The 21,816-nt window shown below is 40.1% G+C and carries 20 protein-coding genes; 5 read left to right on the top strand and 15 right to left on the bottom strand.

All coding sequences use genetic code 11. The annotated features are described in order from the left end of the window. Positions 1-313: 313 nt before the first annotated feature. Together EMK97_RS08535 and EMK97_RS08530 are read right to left on the bottom strand one after the other, a co-directional pair. Positions 314-1,612 carry an Ig-like domain-containing protein gene (locus EMK97_RS08535; protein ID WP_130601240.1) on the bottom strand — a complete coding sequence of 433 codons (1,299 nt, stop codon included), beginning with the start codon at positions 1,610-1,612 and terminating at the stop codon, positions 314-316. Between the two features lie 52 nt (positions 1,613-1,664). Then, positions 1,665-2,195, bottom strand: a complete 531-nt coding sequence (locus tag EMK97_RS08530; RefSeq protein ID WP_130601238.1) for an outer membrane beta-barrel protein — start codon at positions 2,193-2,195, stop codon at positions 1,665-1,667. A gap of 374 nt (positions 2,196-2,569) precedes the next feature. Between EMK97_RS08530 and panP the strand changes: the two genes are divergently transcribed. Then, on the top strand, positions 2,570-4,204 hold the full coding sequence (gene panP, locus EMK97_RS08525; RefSeq protein WP_130601236.1) for a pyridoxal-dependent aspartate 1-decarboxylase PanP: 1,635 nt from the start codon (positions 2,570-2,572) through the stop codon (positions 4,202-4,204). 80 nt (positions 4,205-4,284) lie between these two features. On the opposite strand, the gene panC is transcribed toward panP, so the two are convergent. From panC to pcnB, 4 genes are read right to left on the bottom strand one after another with little or no spacing between them, the layout of a single operon-like run. Continuing rightward, entirely contained in the window at positions 4,285-5,157 is an 873-nt protein-coding gene (gene panC / locus EMK97_RS08520) for a pantoate--beta-alanine ligase (RefSeq protein ID WP_130601234.1), read from the bottom strand. Between the two features lie 14 nt (positions 5,158-5,171). Then, positions 5,172-5,966, bottom strand: a complete 795-nt coding sequence (gene panB / locus EMK97_RS08515) for a 3-methyl-2-oxobutanoate hydroxymethyltransferase (protein WP_130601232.1) — start codon at positions 5,964-5,966, stop codon at positions 5,172-5,174. Positions 5,967-6,025: 59 nt separating this feature from the next. Next, entirely contained in the window at positions 6,026-6,520 is a 495-nt protein-coding gene (folK, locus tag EMK97_RS08510; protein WP_130601230.1) for a 2-amino-4-hydroxy-6-hydroxymethyldihydropteridine diphosphokinase, read from the bottom strand. A gap of 6 nt (positions 6,521-6,526) precedes the next feature. Further along, positions 6,527-7,816: a polynucleotide adenylyltransferase PcnB gene (gene pcnB / locus EMK97_RS08505; RefSeq protein WP_246028937.1), complete on the bottom strand. Its 1,290-nt coding sequence runs from the start codon at positions 7,814-7,816 to the stop codon at positions 6,527-6,529. Between the two features lie 390 nt (positions 7,817-8,206). On the opposite strand from pcnB, the gene EMK97_RS08500 reads away from it, so the two are divergent. Then, on the top strand, positions 8,207-9,976 hold the full coding sequence (locus EMK97_RS08500; protein WP_130601226.1) for a GGDEF domain-containing protein: 1,770 nt from the start codon (positions 8,207-8,209) through the stop codon (positions 9,974-9,976). A gap of 43 nt (positions 9,977-10,019) precedes the next feature. On the opposite strand, the gene EMK97_RS08495 is transcribed toward EMK97_RS08500, so the two are convergent. The 7 genes from EMK97_RS08495 to EMK97_RS08465 form a co-directional block, all read right to left on the bottom strand. Next, complete coding sequence (locus tag EMK97_RS08495) at positions 10,020-10,685, bottom strand: SDR family oxidoreductase (protein ID WP_130601224.1); 666 nt, start codon at positions 10,683-10,685, stop codon at positions 10,020-10,022. 22 nt (positions 10,686-10,707) lie between these two features. Continuing rightward, the gene (gene gluQRS, locus EMK97_RS08490; protein ID WP_130601222.1) at positions 10,708-11,622 is read right to left on the bottom strand and encodes a tRNA glutamyl-Q(34) synthetase GluQRS; all 915 of its coding nucleotides are present in this window, start codon (positions 11,620-11,622) and stop codon (positions 10,708-10,710) included. A 25-nt stretch (positions 11,623-11,647) separates the two neighbouring features. Continuing rightward, on the bottom strand, positions 11,648-12,094 hold the full coding sequence (gene dksA, locus EMK97_RS08485; protein WP_130601220.1) for an RNA polymerase-binding protein DksA: 447 nt from the start codon (positions 12,092-12,094) through the stop codon (positions 11,648-11,650). Positions 12,095-12,394: 300 nt separating this feature from the next. Then, positions 12,395-13,132: a DNA/RNA nuclease SfsA gene (gene sfsA / locus EMK97_RS08480; RefSeq protein ID WP_130601218.1), complete on the bottom strand. Its 738-nt coding sequence runs from the start codon at positions 13,130-13,132 to the stop codon at positions 12,395-12,397. Positions 13,133-13,184: 52 nt separating this feature from the next. Continuing rightward, the gene (locus tag EMK97_RS08475) at positions 13,185-13,634 is read right to left on the bottom strand and encodes a hypothetical protein (RefSeq protein WP_130601216.1); all 450 of its coding nucleotides are present in this window, start codon (positions 13,632-13,634) and stop codon (positions 13,185-13,187) included. Positions 13,635-13,763: 129 nt separating this feature from the next. Further along, positions 13,764-14,297 (bottom strand): RNA 2',3'-cyclic phosphodiesterase, encoded by a 534-nt coding sequence (gene thpR, locus EMK97_RS08470; RefSeq protein ID WP_130601214.1) that lies wholly within the window; start codon positions 14,295-14,297, stop codon positions 13,764-13,766. Then, on the bottom strand, positions 14,294-14,779 hold the full coding sequence (locus EMK97_RS08465) for an acyl-CoA thioesterase (protein WP_130604432.1): 486 nt from the start codon (positions 14,777-14,779) through the stop codon (positions 14,294-14,296). The genes thpR and EMK97_RS08465 overlap by 4 nt, the downstream gene beginning before the upstream one ends. Positions 14,780-14,938: 159 nt before the next feature. Here EMK97_RS08465 and hrpB point away from each other — a divergent pair, with 159 nt between their 5' ends. Further along, entirely contained in the window at positions 14,939-17,512 is a 2,574-nt protein-coding gene (hrpB, locus tag EMK97_RS08460; RefSeq protein WP_130601212.1) for an ATP-dependent helicase HrpB, read from the top strand. A 9-nt stretch (positions 17,513-17,521) separates the two neighbouring features. Beyond that, positions 17,522-19,834 (top strand): penicillin-binding protein 1B, encoded by a 2,313-nt coding sequence (gene mrcB, locus EMK97_RS08455; RefSeq protein ID WP_130601210.1) that lies wholly within the window; start codon positions 17,522-17,524, stop codon positions 19,832-19,834. Between the two features lie 98 nt (positions 19,835-19,932). Here mrcB and EMK97_RS08450 read toward each other — a convergent pair whose 3' ends face one another. After that, positions 19,933-20,277, bottom strand: a complete 345-nt coding sequence (locus EMK97_RS08450; protein ID WP_130601208.1) for a DUF3718 domain-containing protein — start codon at positions 20,275-20,277, stop codon at positions 19,933-19,935. Positions 20,278-20,645: 368 nt separating this feature from the next. Continuing rightward, the gene (locus tag EMK97_RS08445; RefSeq protein WP_130601206.1) at positions 20,646-20,990 is read right to left on the bottom strand and encodes a DUF3718 domain-containing protein; all 345 of its coding nucleotides are present in this window, start codon (positions 20,988-20,990) and stop codon (positions 20,646-20,648) included. 459 nt (positions 20,991-21,449) lie between these two features. Between EMK97_RS08445 and EMK97_RS08440 the strand changes: the two genes are divergently transcribed. After that, positions 21,450-21,806 carry a YebG family protein gene (locus EMK97_RS08440; protein WP_130601204.1) on the top strand — a complete coding sequence of 119 codons (357 nt, stop codon included), beginning with the start codon at positions 21,450-21,452 and terminating at the stop codon, positions 21,804-21,806. Positions 21,807-21,816 lie beyond the last annotated feature (10 nt).

Below are 21,816 nucleotides of genomic sequence, written 5' to 3'. Positions count from 1 at the left end.
CAAACAAGATTTATGAAGATATAGTCGTTCTACATCAAATAAATATTGTGTAGTTATCATGTTATTCTTGAACTCCCAAAGGGCGAGTTTAAAAGGCATATATGCAGCGTTGCTAATTTTAACAAGGGAATAACCATTCTTTGCAATTAGCGCCTTGCCTATAAGCCTTTTAATTCTCGCTAAATGATCAAATACTTAATCAATTTGGTATTATTATTGAAAAGCGGGCTAGTGTAATTTAGTGCTTATTGATGGTAAAAAACCGCCGAAATGGCGGTTTTATCATGGGAGTGTAGCAAATTTTAGTCAGTGATTACTGAATTACTATTTTTACCGTAGTAGTAATATCGTCATAAATAGCAGAGACAATAAACTCTCCTGTGACATCATCGGCAGCGGTTACTTTTAAGCTTGCTTGATTTGTGCCATGGTCAATAATTTCAGCCGTTGCAAGTGAGCTGCCTTTTAAGCTCCAGTTGGCGAACTCAGAAACGTTTAAGCTAGATATGCTGGAATCTTCATCATAATGAGCAACAAGCTTTAATTCTACATCACCACCTTGAGCGATATTAATAACATCGTCACCATCATTAATTTTCATTTCTGTTAGGGTATTATCGCCTTTCACTTCAATGGTGGCTGTTGCCTCTTTTCCGCCACAGTTAGCTTGCAAAATAGTTACGCCGTTTTCTAAGCCGACAATAGTACCTTTATTCTCACCAAGGTTGGTGACACCAATTAAAGCAAGCTCTCTCTCTTGCCAGTTAACACTGTTATCAATGCCATATTCTTTCGTTGATACTTCAGGTAGTAACGTTGCTTGTGAATTAAATTGCACACGCTGGCCGGTGTTGATGGTGATGATATTCGTTATTTGTTCATCGTTTAATAAAATATCGATATCGTCAAGATTACTTGGGTCGGCAATAACCGTTAATTCATCCGATACCGTATCAATTTTACCTGTAACGGAAATAGTCTCTATTGATGCTCTTGAAGTATAAAGTGTGCCAGTGTCAGTTATGTTAGCCGTGTCTGAGGCTGGAATTGAAAAATCAATATTGTAAACAGTATTTAAGGAAACATAACCATCAGCATAAGTAACATCACCCGTAATGTTAGCATCAATACAGGTGAATATATTGCCTGACTCAGGGAAGCTTTGCTTTAAGGCAACTGAGCTTGCCGAAATATCACTAACAGACATTTCTGCATCGCCAGTAATATCATTGATGGTTGTGCCAGTAATGGTGATAATGCCTTGGTTGACATCAGAATTGGCAACACCTGTAACTAAGCCTTTACTGCTTACTTTTGCTATGCTGGTATCGCTAGAGCTCCAAGTAATCTCAGAGGTAATGTCACGAGTATCACCATTGCTATCTAATCCTGTTGCGGTTAACTGGTGTGTTTCACCTTTTTTAATACGTGTTTGTCCACCGTTAATGGTAACTACTTCTATGATGGTGCCATTTTGACGTTGTTTTTCTAATTCAACAGCTTTGGCAAGTTCAGCAGAGTCACCATCTGAGCCGCATGCAGAAAGTAAGCTAACAGCGGTAAGCATGGTAGCAATTGCTGCGGGTTTGAATGTTTTTTTATATATGTTCATAGCATATGCCTTTAACTTAGCTGAATTAGCTCAACTAAGTGCAATGAGTAATTTAAAATTGATAAGTAAGACCAAGCGCAATACCGGAAATATCGAAGTCGTCATTTTTAAATAACGACTGATAAGCAAGCCTTACTTGGGTGTTAGGAATAAAGGGAATCTCTTGTTGAATGGAAATGTTCCAAGAAAAACCGCTGTATTTTTCAGTGCCATTGTAGGTGAATTCTGGCCCAGTAACCGCCAATTCATTTTCGGCATAACCTAAGGCAACATCAAAGTGAAAGCCTTGCATAGTGTCAGATTGCATCACTAGATACAGCGCTTTGCTGTTCTCTAAGTCAAACTCCATGCGGTAGATGTTGTCAGTTTTGTTTGATATTAAGTATTGCGCTTCAAAGGCAATATTATTGTTGCTTGCGCCAAACCTTATGCCTGTCATGCCAGGTTTAGCGTTTTCGCCAGATATGTCGATATCTGTCAGCATATAGTCAACACCGACATAATATGTGTCAGCAGTATAGCTATTGGCAGCACTTGAAAATGATGTGCTAAGCATTAGTAAAGGGATGAGAATTTTGTGCATGGTAAGTCACTACTATCCATATAAAAAACCAGAGGCAGCAAGCATAACCATGCTGTATATAACAGTCAAGGAAGTACCTAAAAGCAGCGTATTTATGTTAAATAAATGGCTCATGTTTTTTACTATTGTATGTAGTAAGTCTAAAGCTTGTACCTTTTTTGATACAAAAAGGCATGCAGATAGCGCCTGTTTATAGTGAAAATACCGGATGAAAGGTTAAAAAGAGAAGACTTTTACTTCATTTTTTATTAAAGTGCTGAGCTTATTCCCTAGGGTATTTTCTTCAATGGAGTAAGAGAACTTACCGCTAATAGTAAGCTAACCATAGCGCCTTCAAGGTGTTCAAATAGAGTTAGCCGTGAAAGTGAACCATTATGAGAGCAGCTAAGCGTACAGCACAAGCAACGCAAGAATCTTTACATCGTATTTTTACTATCGCCGAAGCGCCGGATTCTACTTTAGGCCGAATTGAACAAGAAATGTCGCAAAATCTTGCTGGCTTTCTTGGGAATCACATTGTTGCCACTAAAAATGCCTTATCTGATATAGAGCAAGACTTTATTAATGCACAAATTCCTGAGCAACCGGAGTTTGTTTCTGATCATATGCAGCACTTGCTTGATAAGTTAGTTGCGCAATCTGTTCACACTTCAAGCGCTAGCTTTATTGGTCATATGACCTCAGCTTTACCTTCTTTTATCTTACCTTTATCTAAGCTGATGATAGGCTTGAATCAAAACTTGGTAAAAGTTGAAACATCAAAAGCTTTTACACCGTTAGAGCGTCAAGTATTAGGCATGATGCATAATTTAGTGTATCAGCAACAAGATGAGTTTTATCAAGCTTGGATGCACAGTGCTCAACATTCACTTGGTGCTTTTTGCTCAGGTGGTACCGTTGCTAATATTACCGCGCTATGGGTGGCACGAAATAAATTATTACGACCTGATGGTGACTTTAAAGGCGTTGCGCGCTCAGGCTTATATGCTGCATTGCAACATTATGGCTATAAGGGGTTGGCTATTCTAGTGTCCGAACGTGGTCATTATTCACTGAAGAAATCGGCTGATATTTTAGGTATAGGTCAAGATAGTGTTATTGCCATTGCAACGGATGAAAATAACAAAATAGACTGTCAGCAACTTAAAGCGAAATGTGAGCAATTAGCAAAAGAAAATATCAAAGTACTCGCTATTGTTGGTGTTGCCGGTACAACTGAAACGGGCAATATTGACCCGCTAGATAAGATGGCAGCTATAGCTGAACAATATCAGTGTCATTTCCATGTGGATGCTGCTTGGGGCGGTGCTACCTTGTTATCAAACAAGTATCGTTCACTGCTTAAAGGGATAGAAGGCGCAGATTCAGTAACTATAGATGCGCATAAGCAAATGTATGTACCTATGGGTGCAGGCTTAGTAATCTTTAAAGATCCTGAGTCGGTAGCGGCGATTGAACACCATGCCGAATATATCTTACGTAAAGGCTCAAAAGATTTAGGTAGTCATACCCTTGAAGGTTCTCGCCCTGGTATGGCGATGTTAGTCTACTCTAGCTTGCATATTATCAGTCGCCCTGGTTATGAAATGCTAATTAACCAAGGTATTGAAAAGGCACAGTATTTTGCTGATTTAATTAATCAACATGAAGACTTTGAGCTGATCACTAAGCCTGAGCTGTGCTTATTAACCTATCGTTATGCGCCAAAAGCGGTACAAGAGCTGCTAGCACGTAGCGATGAAAAAACACAAGCTGAACTTAACCTAACTTTAGGCAAACTGACTAAGTTTATTCAAAAGCGTCAGCGTGAAGACGGTCGTTCGTTTGTATCTCGTACTCGAATTGAAGTGGCCCGTTATGGTGGCGAGAAGATTATTGTTTTTAGAGTTGTTTTAGCTAACCCGCTAACCAGTCAGGCCATCTTGCAAGATATCCTGCACGAGCAAACTCAACTTGCCCAAGAAAGTGAGAACTTTCTGCCGCAGCTGTTAGAAGCGGCGAAAGCTTAATAAACTTTAGGTTTGTATAAAACAAAGGCCTGCATTAGCAGGCCTTTGCAATTCTCTAGTAAAGTGTCAGTTTAGTCTGGTTAGGCCAGGCTAAGCTGTAAATTATCAATTAATCTTGCTTTACCACATTGCGCTGCGGCGAGAATGACGAGTTCTTTATCGTCTTCACTGGCAGGTTGTAAGGTATGTGCATGGCTAACATGAATATAGTCGGTTTTCATGCCAGTTGCATCGATTGCCGCCGCGGCTTTTTTCGCTAAACCAATAAAGTCAGGGCTATGATCTGGACTGGTTTTTCGACTGTATTGAATTTCTTGTGCTAGCCATTGCAGGTTTTGCTGTAATGCCGGAGCAATCGCTTTTTCTTCGGCAGATAAGTAACCATTGCGAGAGCTTAAGGCTAAGCCGCTGGCTTCACGTACTGTTGGTACAGGTACAATGTCAATCGGCATAGATAAGTCATCTACCATAGTCTGAATAACTTGTACTTGTTGATAATCTTTTAAGCCAAAGCAGGCAACATCAGGTTGCACTAGGTTAAATAGTTTACACACTACGGTAGCGACACCCCTAAAATGTCCCGGGCGGCTTTCACCACAATAACCATCAGAAACATTTGGCACTTCAACATAGCTTTGTTTAGCTAAACCTTTTGGGTAAATAATTTCTGGTGTCGGCGTAAACAGTAAATCTGTACCAGCTTCAATTAGCTGACGTTTGTCGTTATCCATAGTGCGTGGGTAGCTATCAATATCTTCATTTTCGCCAAATTGCATTGGATTAACAAAGATGCTGGCGACGATTTTATCAGCATGTTTGTGCGCTTCTTCAACAAGGGAAATATGACCTGCGTGTAAATTCCCCATAGTGGGTACAAAGGCAATTTTTAGCCCTTGTTGGCGCCAGTCTTTTACTTGCTGTCTTAAATCTGAAATATTGGTTACTGTTTTCATCGCTTGTACCTAGCCTACTTGAAAATATGCTCTTCACCTGGAAAGTTGCCAAGTGCTACTTCACTGATATAAAGCTCAACGGCTTTTTTAATGTCGCCAGTGTCTTTTAAAAAGTTGCGGGAGAATTTAGGCATATAGCTACAGGAAATGCCTAAGGCATCATGCATCACTAAGATTTGTCCGTCGGTATCTTTACCTGCACCTATGCCAATGGTTGGGATAGTGATTGCTTCTGATATCGCTTTGCCTAAATCACTTGGTATACACTCAAGTACTAATAATTGTGCGCCAGCAGCTTCAAGTAATTTAGCATCTTCAATCATTTGCTTGGCTTTGTCTGCATCTCTGCCTTGTACCTTAAAACCGCCAAAGACATTGACCGATTGTGGTGTTAAACCAAGGTGCGCACAAACGGGAATGCCGCGTTCTACTAAGGCTGAAATGGTATCATTTAACCAAGCACCACCTTCCATTTTTACCATGCTAGCACCGGCTTGCATTAGCTTAGTGGCATTGCTTAGTGCCTGATCTTTATTGGCGTAGGTCATAAAAGGCATATCAGCAATAATCAGGGTGTCAGTCACGCCACGTTTTACGCATTGGGTATGGTAGGCCATTTCTTCAATGGTAACTGGCAAGGTATCGTCTTGACCTTGCAATACCATGCCCAGCGAGTCACCAATTAAAATGGCGTGAATACCTGCTTGATCAAATAATTTAGCAAAGCTGGCATCATATGCGGTAATCGTTGAGATTTTTTCACCTTGTTGCTTCATTTTGAGCAAACTTGCTGTTGTTATTTTTGCCATATCACTTCCCAAATTATTTTAGCTAGTTTTGTTGTCGTTTATTTTTCTGCGGTAATTGTTTAATAGCTTAACTTGCCTTGTTTAATCATGCCATTAGTAGCAATGCCTTGAGCAAGTGAATTAACACTCTCGCCACTTGGCAGATATAAATCTTCGGTTATTTCAGCTAAAGGTAATAAAACAAACTCACGCTCTTTCATGCCATAGTGTGGCACGGTTAAACGTTCATTTTCGATAACTTCATTACCATAAAGAATAATATCGAGATCTAGTATACGTGCACCCCAGCGGTTTTCTTTGCGTACTCTACCTGCGCTATTTTCAATGCTTTGCAAGGTATCTAAAAGCTCAATGGCACTTAGCTTAGTTTCAAGGGCAAGGACAGCATTGATATAGTCGTCTTGATCTTGTGGCCCCATTGGTTTGCTTAAATAAACAGATGAAACACTTTGAATCTGGCTGTTTGCTATGTTACTTATCGCTGCTACCGCTTGCTGTACCTGTTTGGCAGGCTCAGATAAATTACTACCTAAGCCAATATAGGCAATGGTCATGATTACTTACTCTTGTGGTGCTTTTTTAGCGGCTGGTTTTCTACGCTTTCTTGGCGTTCTGCGTTTTGTGCCTGAGCCGCGTACGCTTTTTACCATTTGTGCTCGGGCATCATTTGAGACATTCTGAAAGTCTGTCCACCAGTTAGCTAGCTCAGTTAATGCGCTATTATCTTTTTCGATTTCAGCGCGTAATAATAAAAAGTCATAACCGGCTCTAAATTTAGGATGCTCAAAGCATTTAAAGGCGCGCTTTCCTTCTCGTCGGCTTAGCTTGTCTTGCAAGATCCAAATATCTTTGATTACTGCTTGAAAACGTTTCGGTATCGCTATACTACGTTGTTGCTCTGGCATTACTTCATTTAAGGCGGCAAAAAAGGCATCCTGCGCCGGCATATTCGCGGTTTCATTGATGCGCTTAATATAATTTTGCAAAGGATACCAAAGCATGGCAGCAAATAAGAAGGCAGGTGTCACACGCTGATCGTTATTGATGCGTTTATCAGTATTGGCAAGTGCTAGCTCAATAAAGTCGGTTAAATATGGGTAATCAGCTATTTCACTTGTTAAGGCTTGCTCAACAGCAGGGAAAAAGAATACAAACAAGTTATAGGCACGTAATTCGTGATAGTTAGCAACCGCTTTCCCTGAAATAAACATTTTCAAGAATTCTTCAAACATTCGTGCTGGCGGAATGTTTGCCATTAAAGGGGCTAACTCTTTGATAGGTGCTTTGGTTTCATCGCTAATATGCATATCTAGCTTAGTGGCAAAGCGAATAGCGCGTAGCATACGCACAGGGTCTTCTCGATAGCGGGTTTCAGGATCGCCAATTAAGCGGATACTGCGCTCCTCAATATCTTTTACACCGTTAGCAAAGTCGTATACTTTAAAGTCTTTGCTTGAGTAATATAATGCATTGATGGTGAAGTCTCTGCGCTGGGCATCTTCTTCTATGCTACCGTAGATATTATCTCTTAGCAGCATGCCGTGTTCACTCTGCTTTGAGGTTTTCTTACAGCTCTTTTCTTTTTCTGAGGCGCTATCGTGGTGACCCCTAAAGGTTGCCACTTCAATAATTTCTCGGCCAAAGACAATATGAGCTAAGCGAAATCTTCTGCCAATTAATCTACAGTTGCGAAACAATGCTTTAATTTGCTCTGGTGTCGCATTGGTAGCAATATCAAAATCTTTTGGTTCTAAACCGAGTAAAATATCACGAACGCCACCACCAACAAGGTAAGCGTCATAGCCGCCTTTATTGAGCCGATAAAGTACCTTTAAAGCATTCGGGCTAATAAATTGACGAGAAACCGGGTGTTGATCACGTGTTAATACGCTAGGTTGCTGTGTTGAACTAACCTGTGCTGTTGACTTTTTGGCACGAGCTTTAGTTCCCAATACTTTTTTGCAGAGATTGATAACGCGTTTGATAGCTTTTTACCTTAGGGCGAAAACAAAAAAATTTATCGCGCAATGATATAACACAGCGGCGCAAAAGAGAACAACAATGCCGGTAAAACACCTGCTATTTCCGCTTTTTCGACGCATATGTATAGTGTTTTTAACATCTTGTTGAAGATATATGAAAGCGTCTTTAACGGCAATGCTGGCTGAGCGTTGATAATGTCACGGAACTGTCATATTGCTTTATTAAACTAATATGAAAGCAAATAGCTCTCAATCACTATGAATCTTAAGTCAGCGCTCGTCGATATTATTGTAAACGAAGAATTAACGGCATTCTTTCAACCCATTTTTTCAACCTCAGCCAATGAGATTTTAGGTTATGAAGCTCTGATCAGAGGGCCATCTGATAGCCCGCTACATAGCCCAAAGGCGCTGTTTGATAAAGCATTAGAATATTCACTTTTATCAGAGCTGGAACTTGTTTGTCGCCGTATTTCAATTGCCAGATTTGTAGATTTAAATCTTAAAGGCAAGTTGTTTTTAAATATTAGCCCTATGCTATTTTTGCAGTCAGATCATCCTGAAGGTAAAACACTGTCTTATTTGCAAGAGTTTCAATTACAACCAGAACAAGTTGTTATCGAGCTGAGTGAAAAGTACCCGATAGATGCGCCTGAATTACTACAAAAAGCGCTGATACATTATAAAACCTTAGGCTTTCAAATTGCGGTAGATGATTTGGGCTCTGGTTATGCGGGTTTAAAACTGTGGTCAGAAATAAAACCAGATTTTGTTAAAATAGATCGTTATTTTATCAATCAGTGTCATCAAGACCCGATAAAAAGAGAGTTTATTAAGGGGATTCTAAATTTAGGGCAAAGCATTAATGCGCAAGTGATTGCTGAAGGGATTGAAACAGAGCAGGAGTTTCAGCAACTAGAAGAATTAGGTTTGAGCTTATATCAAGGCTTTTTGTTTGCTCGCCCTGAGCCATTCCCTATGACGGAAATTCCGTTAATTATTGATAATAATGCCAGGCTTAAAAACTTCCCAATTCATTTAGAGCGCAGCGCATCTTCATTGTTGCAGTACGTACAGCCTTTAGCGAGTAGTGAGCTGACTAAAGATGTAGTTGAGCATTTTCATAAACACCCCAGCATACACTCAATCCCAGTTGTTGAAGCGGGGAAACCTGTGGGTATGGTATTACGCGATCATATTTTAGAGTTGTTCTCAACGCCGTATGGGCGAGCATTAAATGAGCGTAAAGCCATAAAAGAGAATATGATGACGACGCCCGTGGTAGTAGATTCCGCCACTCAGTTAGATGAGGTGGCGCAACTGGTTACCTCTGAACATGATGAAAAGCTGCTATGGCACTTTATTATTACCGATAGAGGCCGCTATATTGGTATTGCGTCAGTGCGCGATTTATTAAGGCATTTAACGCAGCAACAATTACAACATGCTCGTTATGCCAACCCACTTTCCTTATTGCCGGGCAATGTACCAATTTATCGACAAGTGGATGAGTTAATTAAGCAGCAGCGCAAATTTAACTTTGCTTACTTTGATCTTAATAATTTTAAGCCATTTAATGATATTTATGGTTATGCCAAAGGTGATCAGGTCATTCAGTTAGTGGCGAGTCTTTTACAAAAACACTGTCAAAACCAAGACTTTTTAGGACATATAGGCGGAGATGATTTTGTCGTGATTTTTCAGCACGCACAGTGGCGAGCGTGTTGTGAAAAGATCATTGCTGATTTTGATGAGCAAATTAAATCATTTTATAGTGATGAAGATGTACAAGCAGGTGGCATAGAGGCTAAATCTAGAAGTGGTGAAATTCAGTTTTATTCATTGCTCAGTTTAGCTATTGGGGTTGTAGAGCCTAAGCTTACGATTTGCCACTCACATCATGATGTTGCCGAGCTGGCTAGTGACGCTAAAAAGCAAGCTAAACAATTTAGCCACTCAGCAATTTTTCATTGTCGACGCGGCGGGCCGTCACCAAGTAAAGAGGTAAGCGAACAACTAGCCAGTTAGTGACTGGCTAGTTGTTCCCAGGTAATTATTTCACTTGCTATTGCTACCAAGGCAATACTTGGCCATTTGAATGCTTAAATACACCTGATTCAGCCAGTGTAAGTGAGTGCATTAAAGCAAGTAAGCGCTCTGCTGCTAAATCACTACTGATATCACCATTGTGATTTACCATATCGGTTTGTACATAACCTGGATGGTAAATGCCGACGGCGATCTCATCTTTAGCTAAGTCTTGGGCTAATGACATGCCAGCAATATTGAGTGCTGCTTTAGACATGCGATACCCATATCGACCGCCTGAAGTGTTATCTTTAATTGAGCCCATACGAGAAGTGATTAATGCCACTTTACTGCCTGCACTTAAGTTGCCTAATAAAGTTTGAGTTAAACAAAGTGGTGCTAAGGCATTGACCTTAAACTGTTCTTCAATGGTGTCGATATTTAAATTGCTCAGGCTCTCGTCACGTAAAATGCCTGCATTGTTAATGAGTAAGTCAATTTTAACGCCGTTAAGTGCTTGTTTAGCAAGCTCTCTACCTGCTTCTTGTGCAACATCGACACCGGTTATCACCTTAACATTAAGCTGTTCTAATTCAGCAGAAGACTGACGACACAGTGCATAAACTGTGTTGCCTGCTTGGCTTGATAATTTGGCCATAGCTAAACCTATGCCGCGGTTTGCTCCGGTGATCACAATTGTTTTTGACATGTTTAGTCCTTAAGTTTTTGGGTTAGTCTATGATTATTTCGCTTTGCTTTGGCACTAAGGCACGTTGCCAATACTTGGTGGCCCAGCTGATAATTTCTTCCACGCTAGCGAGCTCAAGATCAGTAGGTGGCTTTTGTCCTAAAAAGTTTAGCGCAGCAAGTAAAGAAGGCTGTGGTTTTTTATCATCAATTGCTGGTGCTTTATTTTGTTTACTTAGTTTATAGCCTTCAGATGTTACCGCTAAAGGTACATGACCATATTGCGGGGCAGGGCATGCGAGTGTTTTAAAAAATGTTAATTGTCGTGCCGTTGGCTCTAATAGGTCGCAGCCACGGACAACATGATTGATTTGTTGCTCGATATCATCTACCACAACAGCAAGCTGGTAGGCAAATAAGCCATCTTTTCTATGAATGATAAAATCTTCTTGTGCAAGTTGTTTATTACAAAGAGTTTGCCCTTGGAAAATATCGTTAAACTGATGAATGCCATAAGTATTTTTAAGGCGAATAGCGCTATTTTTTTCTTCAAGATTTAATGAGCGACAATGCCCTTGGTATATGCCGCCAATGGCTTTAATTTGCGCCCGTGTGCATTGGCAAAAGTAGCTTAGCTCTTGCTGTTGTAATTGGTGTAGTACCTCACGATAGCTATTGCTTTGCTTACTTTGGTAGAGAACTTGCTCATCCCAGTGAAGACCATATGCCTCTAGCGTTGTCAGTATCGCTTTACTTGCGCCTTTTAGTTCTCTGGGGGGATCAATATCTTCAATTCTAACAAGCCACTTGCCGTGGTGATGCTTAGCATCTAAATAACTTGCTAATGCGGCAATTAAGGAGCCAAAGTGAAGTAAACCGGAAGGAGAGGGAGCAAAGCGACCACGGTATTGATTAGCTTGTTCGCTAATGTGTGGTCGCCTAGCTTGCAGAGTATTCATACGTTAATAAAAGTTAACGTTTGATTTAGCCTGCCATTTGACGTTCTTTAATTTCTGCTAGTGTTTTACACTCAATACAAAGATCGGCTGTAGGGCGTGCTTCTAAGCGACGAATGCCAATTTCAATGCCACATGAGTTACAGAAACCAAAATCGTCTTCTTCAATAAGCTGAAGAGTTTTTTCAATTTTCTTAATTAATTTGCGTTCGCGATCTCGGGTACGTAATTCAAGGCTGAACTCTTCTTCTTGCGCTGCTCTATCAACAGGATCAGGAAAGTTTGCTGCTTCATCTTGCATATGTGTTACGGTGCGATCAACTTCTTCGCGTAATTGAACTCGCCACGCATCTAAAATCTTTTTGAAATGCTCTTGTTGAGCTTCATTCATGTATTCTTCACCAGCTTTTTCTTGATATGGCTCAACGCCAGCTAGTGCTAATATACCTAATGCTTTGTTTTTACTGTTTGGCATGCTTAATCTCCTAATGCTACATAGACCAAGACTTATTATAAATATATCACACTTTTCACTGGTGATAGATCTTGGTTGTAAGTGCCAATATTTTATATAGACCTAATTAATTTGCTTTATATTGTGCTGTTGAAGATAAAAATCAATGGCTGTTGATAAATAAATTTTTATTTCTTATTAATCAGTCTGTTATATATGCTTTATGCTAAATGAACTAATACATCATTATTTATGAGCAAGCTTTTTTAGCAAGTTTTACTAGGGTTCGTCAATATTTATCTGTGGATATTTAGTCTTAACTTAACTGAATGTCACTGGAATTGCTTCTTTAAATTCAATGGTGACGCTATTGTCAGTTAAGGCAAAGTTTGCCTTATATGCTAAGACCTTTACGCCAGCATCATGTGCTTGAGTTAATAGTTGCGCATAAGTGTTATCTATATGCTTTGCAGCACTTACGGTATTAATTCCACTATGGAGCACGCCAAAGAGTAAAGCTGCCTCGCTTTGGCTTAGCTTGGCAAGCTCTGTTAATTCTCTTAAATGTTTTTGTCCGCGTGCTGTCACCGCATCAGGGAAGTGGCCTTGCCCTAAGTTATTATCATGGTTAGCTGATAGCAAGGTAACGCTTTTTACTTCAAGGTAGAGCGCTTGCTGGTTGTTATTGGTTAATAAAAAGTCTATTTTTGAGTTTTCATTACCGTATTTTACTTCACGCTTAATGGTGTTAAAGCCTGCTAACTCTTTAATAACTTTAGCTTGAAGCGCTTCTTCAACTAGCTGATTTGCCCTGATGGTGTTTACGCAGATTAAGTGATTACCTTGTTTGCTTTGGGTAAGCTCCCAGCTATGTGGGTATTTGCGCTTTGGGTTATCAGATGTGCTGTACCACACAGTATCGCCTGGCTCAGCGCAACCTGTCATAGCGCCTGTGTTAGCACAGTGAATGGTTATTTCATTTCCGTTAGGTAATTTAACATCGGCGAGAAAGCGCTTATAGCGCTTAATTAAGGTAGCAGGTTGTAAATCAAGTTTCATGAATGTTTGATGAGTAACTAAGTTTTGCTTATGTTAACTCATCTGTTTTTTTCTATTGAAACTTTTTTCGTCTGTTTTTCTCCTTGAGTGACTTTTCTAAAACAGTTTGCTCTATGTAGCCATCAAGCCATTGCTTGGCACTAGCAACGTCGCTGAAAACGTGAAAGCTAATGTTACAGTCTTGATAAATACGTTGTAATTGCATTTGTTGCATATCTGCATAGGCGCTGTTAAGGATTACGACGGCAATGGCGATCATGCCTTTTTGAATGCGATAATGAGTGGTTTCTTTTAGTTGTTCTTCAGCATCAGGTGTAAAAACACTGTTACCTCTAAAGGTAATAAGCGAGCCCCAGGGTTCGCCTGTCATCTGCTCGGTAATTTCTTCAATATCTTTATGATATTGAGCGGCAGTTATATCATTAAAAGGGCCTTGAGCATCAACAAGTAAAATATTATTTTGCTGTTCAATTGCATAACGTCCGTGTGCTGAATATTGCATGTTCTTACACCTTTTTTGCTTGCGGGAACTTTCACTAATAGCAGGCTTTTTATAGCTTGCCAAGTAAGCATATTTTTACGGGAATGCAAGTTTTTTACCCAAAAACTGACATGCTGCTTTTATCGCTAACTATATCGGCCAGCTGGCGATTGGGGTGTATTGCACGCCATTACTGTGTGACATTGATTGATATAGACTAAATGAAGGAGCGCTTATTTGAATGTTCGGATTGCTTAAATCAATTGCGAGATTTTTCGCTTTTCGAAATAAACTGATATGCGGTAGGTAAGCTCTTTCTTCTATTGGCAGTTGTTCTTTATGTGCAAGATTGTTGACTTGCGCATGAAGCGTAACTAAGGCTTTAGGGATCTCAGTATTGGCTATATATAGCACTTGTGGTTTTTTAAATAACCCAATTTGATTTAAGGTTAAAGGCAAAGATCCTGATAATTCGGCTTGTTGTCGTAATTGCGTCATGTTTGTGATGAGTCTGTTTTGTTGACTGCTATCGACTAAGCCAAGAAAAGCTAAGGTGATATGAAAGTTATCTTGAGGGATAGTTTTACTTTGTTGATAACTAGAGGTTAAATGGTGAGCACGCCATTTAGCAATGACTGCTTTGTCGTGCTCTGATATATCCAAGGCGAAAAATAATCGCTTCATTTCCAACCTAATTGTTTTTCGAAGTCTTGATCTAACTGTATGGCAAAGTCTTTTGCATGCATAGCCACTTGTTCGAGTTTCTTTTCTTCTTCTGACTCAGGGGTGAATTTTGCCACTTTAACTGGGTAGCCACTTTCATCTGTTGCCATAAAGGTGATAAAGCAGCGGTTGGTCACTACATAGTTGTGATCTTTAGGATCGCAAGCGCGAACAACCACGTAAATATGCATACTACTTTTGCCTGTATGGACAATGCGAGCGCAAACCGTAATCATCTGACCAACTAAAATAGGTCTGATAAAGCGAATACCATTGGCCGATATAGTCACACTATAGCGTTTACTCCATTTTGCTGCGCAGGCGTAAGAAGCTTGATCTATCCATTTCATCACCATACCACCATGAACTTTACCGCCAAAATTAACGTCGGTAGGCTCAGCTAAAAAACAAAATTCAACGCAGTTATCAGAACTCTTTTTCATCATTTTATCGCCCTAAATAGTGGTAGTTTGACTTGTGCTGATTTAATTATAGGCAAAGTCAACAGCTTAGCGACTTTGCTCAGCTAAAATATTGGGCTTTAATGGGAAAATTGCTACACTGGCGTTTTGTCGCCTACTGCAAATATTCCTTCGTTGTATATGTCTAATTCTGCATGTTTACCTATTGAAGCAATCAAATCATCGTTTTGCCAAGCGCTTGTAGAGCACAATAGCTTAATTTTATCTGCGCCACCTGGGGCGGGTAAATCTACGCAGCTACCCTTATGGTTATTAGCGCTAGCAGAGCTTAAACAACAGAAAATTTATTTATTACAGCCAAGGCGTTTAGCGGTAAAAAATATTGCCAGCTATTTAGCCCAGCAGCTTGGGGAAAGTGTTGGTCAAACCGTGGGTTATCGACTTCGCAATGAAAGTAAAGTGTCAGAGTCGACACGATTAGAAGTTATCACTGAAGGTATATTGACCAAGATTATTCAACAAGATGCTGAGCTTGCAGGCACAGGTTTAATTGTTTTTGATGAATTTCATGAGCGCAGTTTACACGGTGATTTAGCTTTTGCGCTTGCGCGCGAAGTGCAGCAAGCTTTGCGTGAAGATTTAAAACTCGTTTTGATGTCGGCGACATTAGATGTTGCTGTGCTGACCGAGCATTTACCTGAAGCTGTTTATATTCAAAGTGAAGGGCGAAGTTATCCTGTTGATATTACTTATCAGGCGGTAAGTGCTCAGCAAACTTGGCAGGAGCATGCGCTCGCTGTAATTAAGCAAAAATTAGCGACTCATCAAGGCTCTATCTTAGTTTTTTTACCCGGCATTGCTGATATTCGTTATTTACATGAGCGCCTTATTGACCTGATGCCTAGTGATTGTTTGCTATCGCAACTTTATGGTGAGTTATCCTTAAGTGCACAGCAACAAGCTATTCTGCCTGTTGCGCAAGGGCAACGGAAGTTGGTACTGACAACGAATATTGCCGAAACATCATTAACGATTGATGGTATTAACTTGGTCATTGACTGTGGTTTAGAAAAAGTCGCGATTTATGATAATGCCAAGTTGATCAATACCTTAACTCAACGACAAATAGCTAAAGCCTCGGCAATTCAACGAGCAGGGCGAGCTGGACGATTAATGCCTGGGCAATGTATTCGTTTATTTGCCAAAGATGATTTTGACCGCCGGCCAGAACAGAGCGTAAATGAAATTCAGCAAGCCGATTTATTGCCTACGCTAATTGAAGCAGCTCGCTGGGGCGTCACTAAGTTGGCTGACTTACCTATGTTAGAGCTACCTAAAGCGACACAAGAGCAAAAAGCATGGCAGGAGCTACAGGCTTTAGCCATAGTTGATGAAAATCGAGCTTTAACTAAGCATGGCGAGCAAATATCAAGCTTGTCTTGTCACCCAAGATTTGCTCATATGATAGTTGCTGCGTTAGCAATTGAGAAAAGTCACGCAAAAGCTATCGCTTCTTTAGCGTGTATTCTTGCTGCTTTATTAGAAGAGCGAGATATATTACCTCGGCAAAAAGGCGGTGATAGCGCCAGTTTACAATTAAGGGTGGAGTTATTAGCAAGTGCTAAGTTGGCAAATCAGCCGAAAGCTGCGCGTATTATTAAGCAGGCAAAAAATTTAGCGCGCTCTGCGAAGATAGATATGACATGGCAAAATCTGCCGTTAGATATGATCGGGGTATTATTGGCCTTTGCTTACCCAGAGCGAATAGCTAAAGCCCGAGGTGCTTATGGTGAGTTTGTTTGCGCCAATGGCTCAGGAGTGAGTTTAAGAGAAGATGAACCCTTAGCACAACACAGCTACCTTGTTGTTGCTGCGCTGATGCAAGTAAAGTCGCGCACTTTTGCTAACTTGGTGGCGCCAATTTCTTTAGAGCAAATTGAAACCTTCTTTATCAAGGATATTCGCTGTGCTGATGTGCTGTTGTACGATAATAAACTCGCTAAAGTGGTGGCAAGAAGGCAAAGAAGGCTAGCGTCGTTGCTGCTTGAAGAACAGGTATTATCTAGCGGTATTAATGACAGTGAGGTTGTTAATGTATGGCGAGACGTTTTACAAAAGCATGGGCTTAAATTTTTAAATTGGCAAGACAACGATTTAGCCTTGCTGGCCCGTTGGCAATGGCTGAGTAAGGAACAGCAAAATGTTAGCGATGCCAGTGTCTGTTTGCCAGTCATTGATGACGCTTATTTACTGGAGAATCTAGCACTTTGGTTTGAGCCTTATGTGGCTGGCATTACGGCTAAGGCAAAGTTAGATAAATTAGACTTATCAGCCATGTTATTGTCTTTATTAGATTATCAGCAGCAACAAATACTCAATCAAGCCGCACCGAGACACTATGTTGGCCCTACGGGGAGGCACTGCAAAATATCGTACCAGCAAGGGGAGAAACCTAAAGTTTCATTGCCTATGCAAGAAGTTTATGGTTTAAGTGAAACCCCTGTTATTGGCTTATATCAAGGGCAAAGTGTTGTCGCAAAAGCTTGCGGTGTCCCTTTATTGCTTGAGCTGCTTTCTCCGGCACAGCGGCCAATTCAAGTCACTCAAGATTTAGTGCAGTTTTGGCAAGGCAGTTATGCTCAAGTTCAAAAAGATATGAAGAGCAAATATCCGAAACATTTTTGGCCTGATGATCCGGCCAATGCGCAGCCAACCAACAAGACTAAGCGTCATATGCAATCATTAACGAAGTAGATTCAAAGCATGACAAAAAAGACAACAAAAGCACAAAAAGAGCAATCAACTGGTTCTGTCGGTAAGGCATGGTTTCGCTGGTGTGTTACTACGCTTGGCAAACTTATGCTTGCTTTATTATTTGCCTTAACCATTTTTCTTATTTATTTGGATGCTAAGGTTGTTAAAACGTTTGAGGGCCAACGTTGGCAAGTACCCGCACAGGTGTATGGTCAGGTGCCAATGCTGACCATTAATGATCAAGCCGCTATTACGGCGATAGCAAATGATTTAAAGCTTAATGGTTATAAAAAAGTTGCCAAGGTCAGAGAAGCGGGAGAGTTTGCCCAATCAGCAAGGCGTCTTATTGTGTATCGCAGAGCTTTTGATTTTCCAAGTGGCTTTAGTGATGAGGCAAAAATAACCATTGATGTAGAAAAGCAACGAATTGCAGATTTATGGTTAGATGGTTTGCCTGTAGATAATGTTCAGCTTGAGCCTAAATTACTTGCGCGATTAGTGCCGAATAATAAAGAAGATCGCGTGTTAGTGTCATTAGAGCAAGTGCCGAGTTTACTTATTGATACTTTACTTTTGGTTGAAGATCGAGATTTTTATCATCACCATGGTGTTTCACCGCTAGCAATAATTCGCGCATTATATCGAAACTTACAAGCAGGCCGAACGGTGCAGGGGGGCAGTACTTTAACGCAGCAACTGGCGAAAAATATGTTTCTGACTCGCGAGCGTAGTCTTACTCGTAAGCTACAAGAAGCATTTATGGCAATTATTTTAGAGTTGCGCTATAGCAAAGATCAGCTGTTAGAAGCCTATATTAACGAGGTTTATTTAGGGCAGCATTATGCTAATGGTATTTACGGCTTTGGTTTAGCCGCGAACTTTTATTTTGGCAAAGAGTTACCTGAGTTAACAGGCGCTGATATTGCCTTGTTAGTTGGTCAAGCGAAAGGCCCAAGTTATTATGATCCTTGGAAGCATGGTAAGCGTGCTAAGCAAAGGCGAGATCTCATTCTCAAGTTAATGTTTGAGCAAAATTTATTATCTAAAAATCACTATATTGCTGCCATTGAATCGCCGTTAACGGTGCGAGAAAATCGTCGTTTTAATCAGCAAAATTACCCCGCTTACTTGCAGTTAGTTAAGCAAGAGCTAAACGAGCTACTTGATACCAGCGTGCAAAGAGCAGGCATTAGAGTATTTACCGGCTTTTCACATTCAAGTCAGCAGCAGCTTGAGCAAGCGGTTGCTAAACAGTTGCCTACGTTAGAGAAAAACTATAAACAAGCAAACCTACAAGCCGCCATGGTGGTAACTGATATTGCAAGTGGCGAAGTAAGAGCATTATTAGGTAGTAGAGAAAGTGGCTATGCTGGCTTTAATCGTGCTATGCATGCCAAAAGGCCTATTGGCTCGTTGATCAAGCCAGCGATTTATCTGGCTGCATTGGAGCGTTATGAGCAATATAATTTTGCTACTGTGTTAGCCGATAAGCCGGTCACTTTTAAAAATGACAGTGGCGATAAATGGCAGCCGAAAAATTATGATGGCAAATATCGTCAACAGGTATCACTGTATTCTGCCTTGATTAACTCGCTTAATATCCCGACGGTGAATTTAGGTATGGATTTAGGTTTAGAGCAAATTGCTGAAGTGATGCAGGTGCTTGGTTATGAGCAAGAATTTACAATCAGGCCATCCATGTTACTTGGTGCGATAAATATGTCACCTTTAGAAGTTAATCAGTTGTATTTGCCCTTAGCAGATCAAGGTAACTACAAAGCAAGTCATAGTGTTGTCAGTATACATACCCTTTCAGGGGAAACACTTTGGCAATACCAGCAAGTAAGTGAGCAGCGTTTGTCAAAGCATGCCGCCTATTTACTTGATTATGCGCTAACAGCAGTAACCAAAGAAGGCACAGCTAAGTCGCTAACTTGGCGAGTACCGGATGGACAGTTAGCAGGTAAAACGGGGACGAGTAATCAGCTTAGAGATAGTTGGTTTGTTGGTTATGACGATAAGCATTTAGTCACGACTTGGATTGGCAAAGATGATAACAAGCCTACTGGTTTAACAGGCAGTAGTGGTGCGCTGGTACTGTTTGCCGACTTTATCAAGCGAGAAGGGGTTGTTGATCACCAAAGTGTTGCACCTGACTCAATTGCCACTGTGTTATTTGAACAACAAACCGGTCGTGCAGTTAAGGCTAACTGTGACAATACCGCGGCTTATCCTGCTGTTGCAGCTGGCATCAAGATTGAAGAAGGTTGTTTACAGGAAAAACCAAAAATGTCTTGGCTTGAAAGGATATTTGGTGACTAGGTCGGGCTGATAATGTGGCTTAAACGTGAGCACTCAATAATGCTTGATTTGAGTGCTATCGTTTTATCGGCTTCATGCTGACCTCTAATGAATTTGGCTTAGAAAGTTACACTGACTTTAGATAATGCGGCGATATCAGTGATATCAACTGAACCGATACTTTTTTGCAATTTGGCTGCGGTTTTATCTGCACCATAACTTTCAGCAAAGCTAATAACATCTTCGCCGTTGCAAACAAGCTTTAAAGCGACAGTTTTAGTTTTTAACCTATACTCTTTGGTTGTTTTATTTAACATGTGTACTTTATTGCTAATAGCGGCTTTACAAACATTGATTAAGGCATTTTCCATATACGGGGTCATTGCTGCTTGGCTTGGCATGCTGATAGCTAATGCGGGCACTGCTGTTGCGATTGCGATTAATGCTACTCTTAACTTTTTCATGGTATTCTCCTTAGCGTTTAAAGTCGAAGCAAATTGCTTCACTCAAACTAATAGTGGCGCAATTTCAAAAAATAGCTGTAAAGCTTTGTATGACGAATGTAACGAAAAAACTGCGTTAAATACTCTTTAAAGAGACTAAGTAACTGATAGTCTTTTTGTTGTTTGAAATTTAATCAGTCGATGTTGAAACTATTCCTTACATTTGTAGATATTTAGACATACGAAAATGTTAGTAGGGTTTGTCTAATCCTGTGGGGAATTACTTTAGTTGTTAAATGAAATGTTAATAAGTCATAGGCTTGAAATAACAAAAAAAGCCACGCAGGCAGGAATACTCAGCGTAGCTTTTTGGTGAAATTGAGCTTGAATTAAAAACGTATTCTCAATTTTGAATTTGCTGCTAAATCGGTGATTTGTACTTCACTAATGCTTTGTTGTAGATGAGCTGCGGTTTTATCTGCGCTATGGCTTTCAGCAAAGCTGATAATATCTTCACCGTTGCAGACAACCTTAAGTGCAACCGCTTTCTTTTTTAAACGAAATGCTTTAGTTGTTTTATTGAAATGATGAACCTTATTGCTTTTCGCTGCTTTACAGACGCTAATAAGTGCATGTTCCATGTGCTCACTCATGGCGGCTTGGCTAGGTAAGCTTATGGCTAATAGTGATAATGTTGTGGTAATACCTAATACTGCTGCTTTAACTGTTTTCATGATTAATTCCTTGCGCTCAAATAATAAATAACTAACGAGTGGTCTTGCCTTGCTCAAGTTAATAGTGGCGTGTTTCTGTAGAAAAGTTGTATGAGAATTCTTGCTAGATGTAACGAAACATTCCTTTGTTACAGAATTGTAATTTCAGTAAGTGCATGAATATTGTCTGTTTAGCTTTGTTATTTGGATTTTGTATACAATCTTTTTTTTACATTTGTAGGTATTTAGACATAAGAAATGACCATTGAGTGTGATTAATCGCACGATAAAATGCAGAGAAAACCAGCTTGAATTGTATTAATTTTGATATAAAACAGGTTTTTTACTGTTGTTATATACAGTTTTATGGTGAGCTGTGTTACAGTGAGTACAAATATAAAAGATAAAACTTGATTATCTTGAGCTTTTAATTCAAGAGTAGGCATTGTGCGTACCACTTGAGGTGAATAAGGAAAACTAATGGCAGTTGAAAGTCGATTTGTTGTAATTAGACACGGGGTAGAGGCAAAAACATTTATGGATAAGAAGTCAGCAGATGAATATGACAAAATGTTGGATATGGCTGATAACTTAGCTGAAGTATTTGCCCAGGCTCCAATTGAATTATCAGATAGTGCTACTGAAGAACTTAGTATTTACCTAGCTCAGCATAGAGAAGATGTGCTTGTGGCTTTATTGGCAAAAAAAGCAGCCAAAAAGCCGGTAACTAAGCCTGAGTTAACAGAAGTTTCTGTTGATGATGTTAAAGAAAAGCCGGCCAAGGCGACGAAGGCAAGCAAAGCCAAAAGCAAAGCTGATTTAAGTGAAGCTAGTTAAAAGCTATAGC

The organism is Litorilituus sediminis (genome assembly GCF_004295665.1).
GTDB classification, from domain to species: Bacteria; Pseudomonadota; Gammaproteobacteria; order Enterobacterales; family Alteromonadaceae; genus Colwellia; species Colwellia sediminis.
The sequence above is the reverse complement of the archived record's forward strand: the minus strand, read 5'-3'. Positions and strand labels throughout refer to the sequence as shown.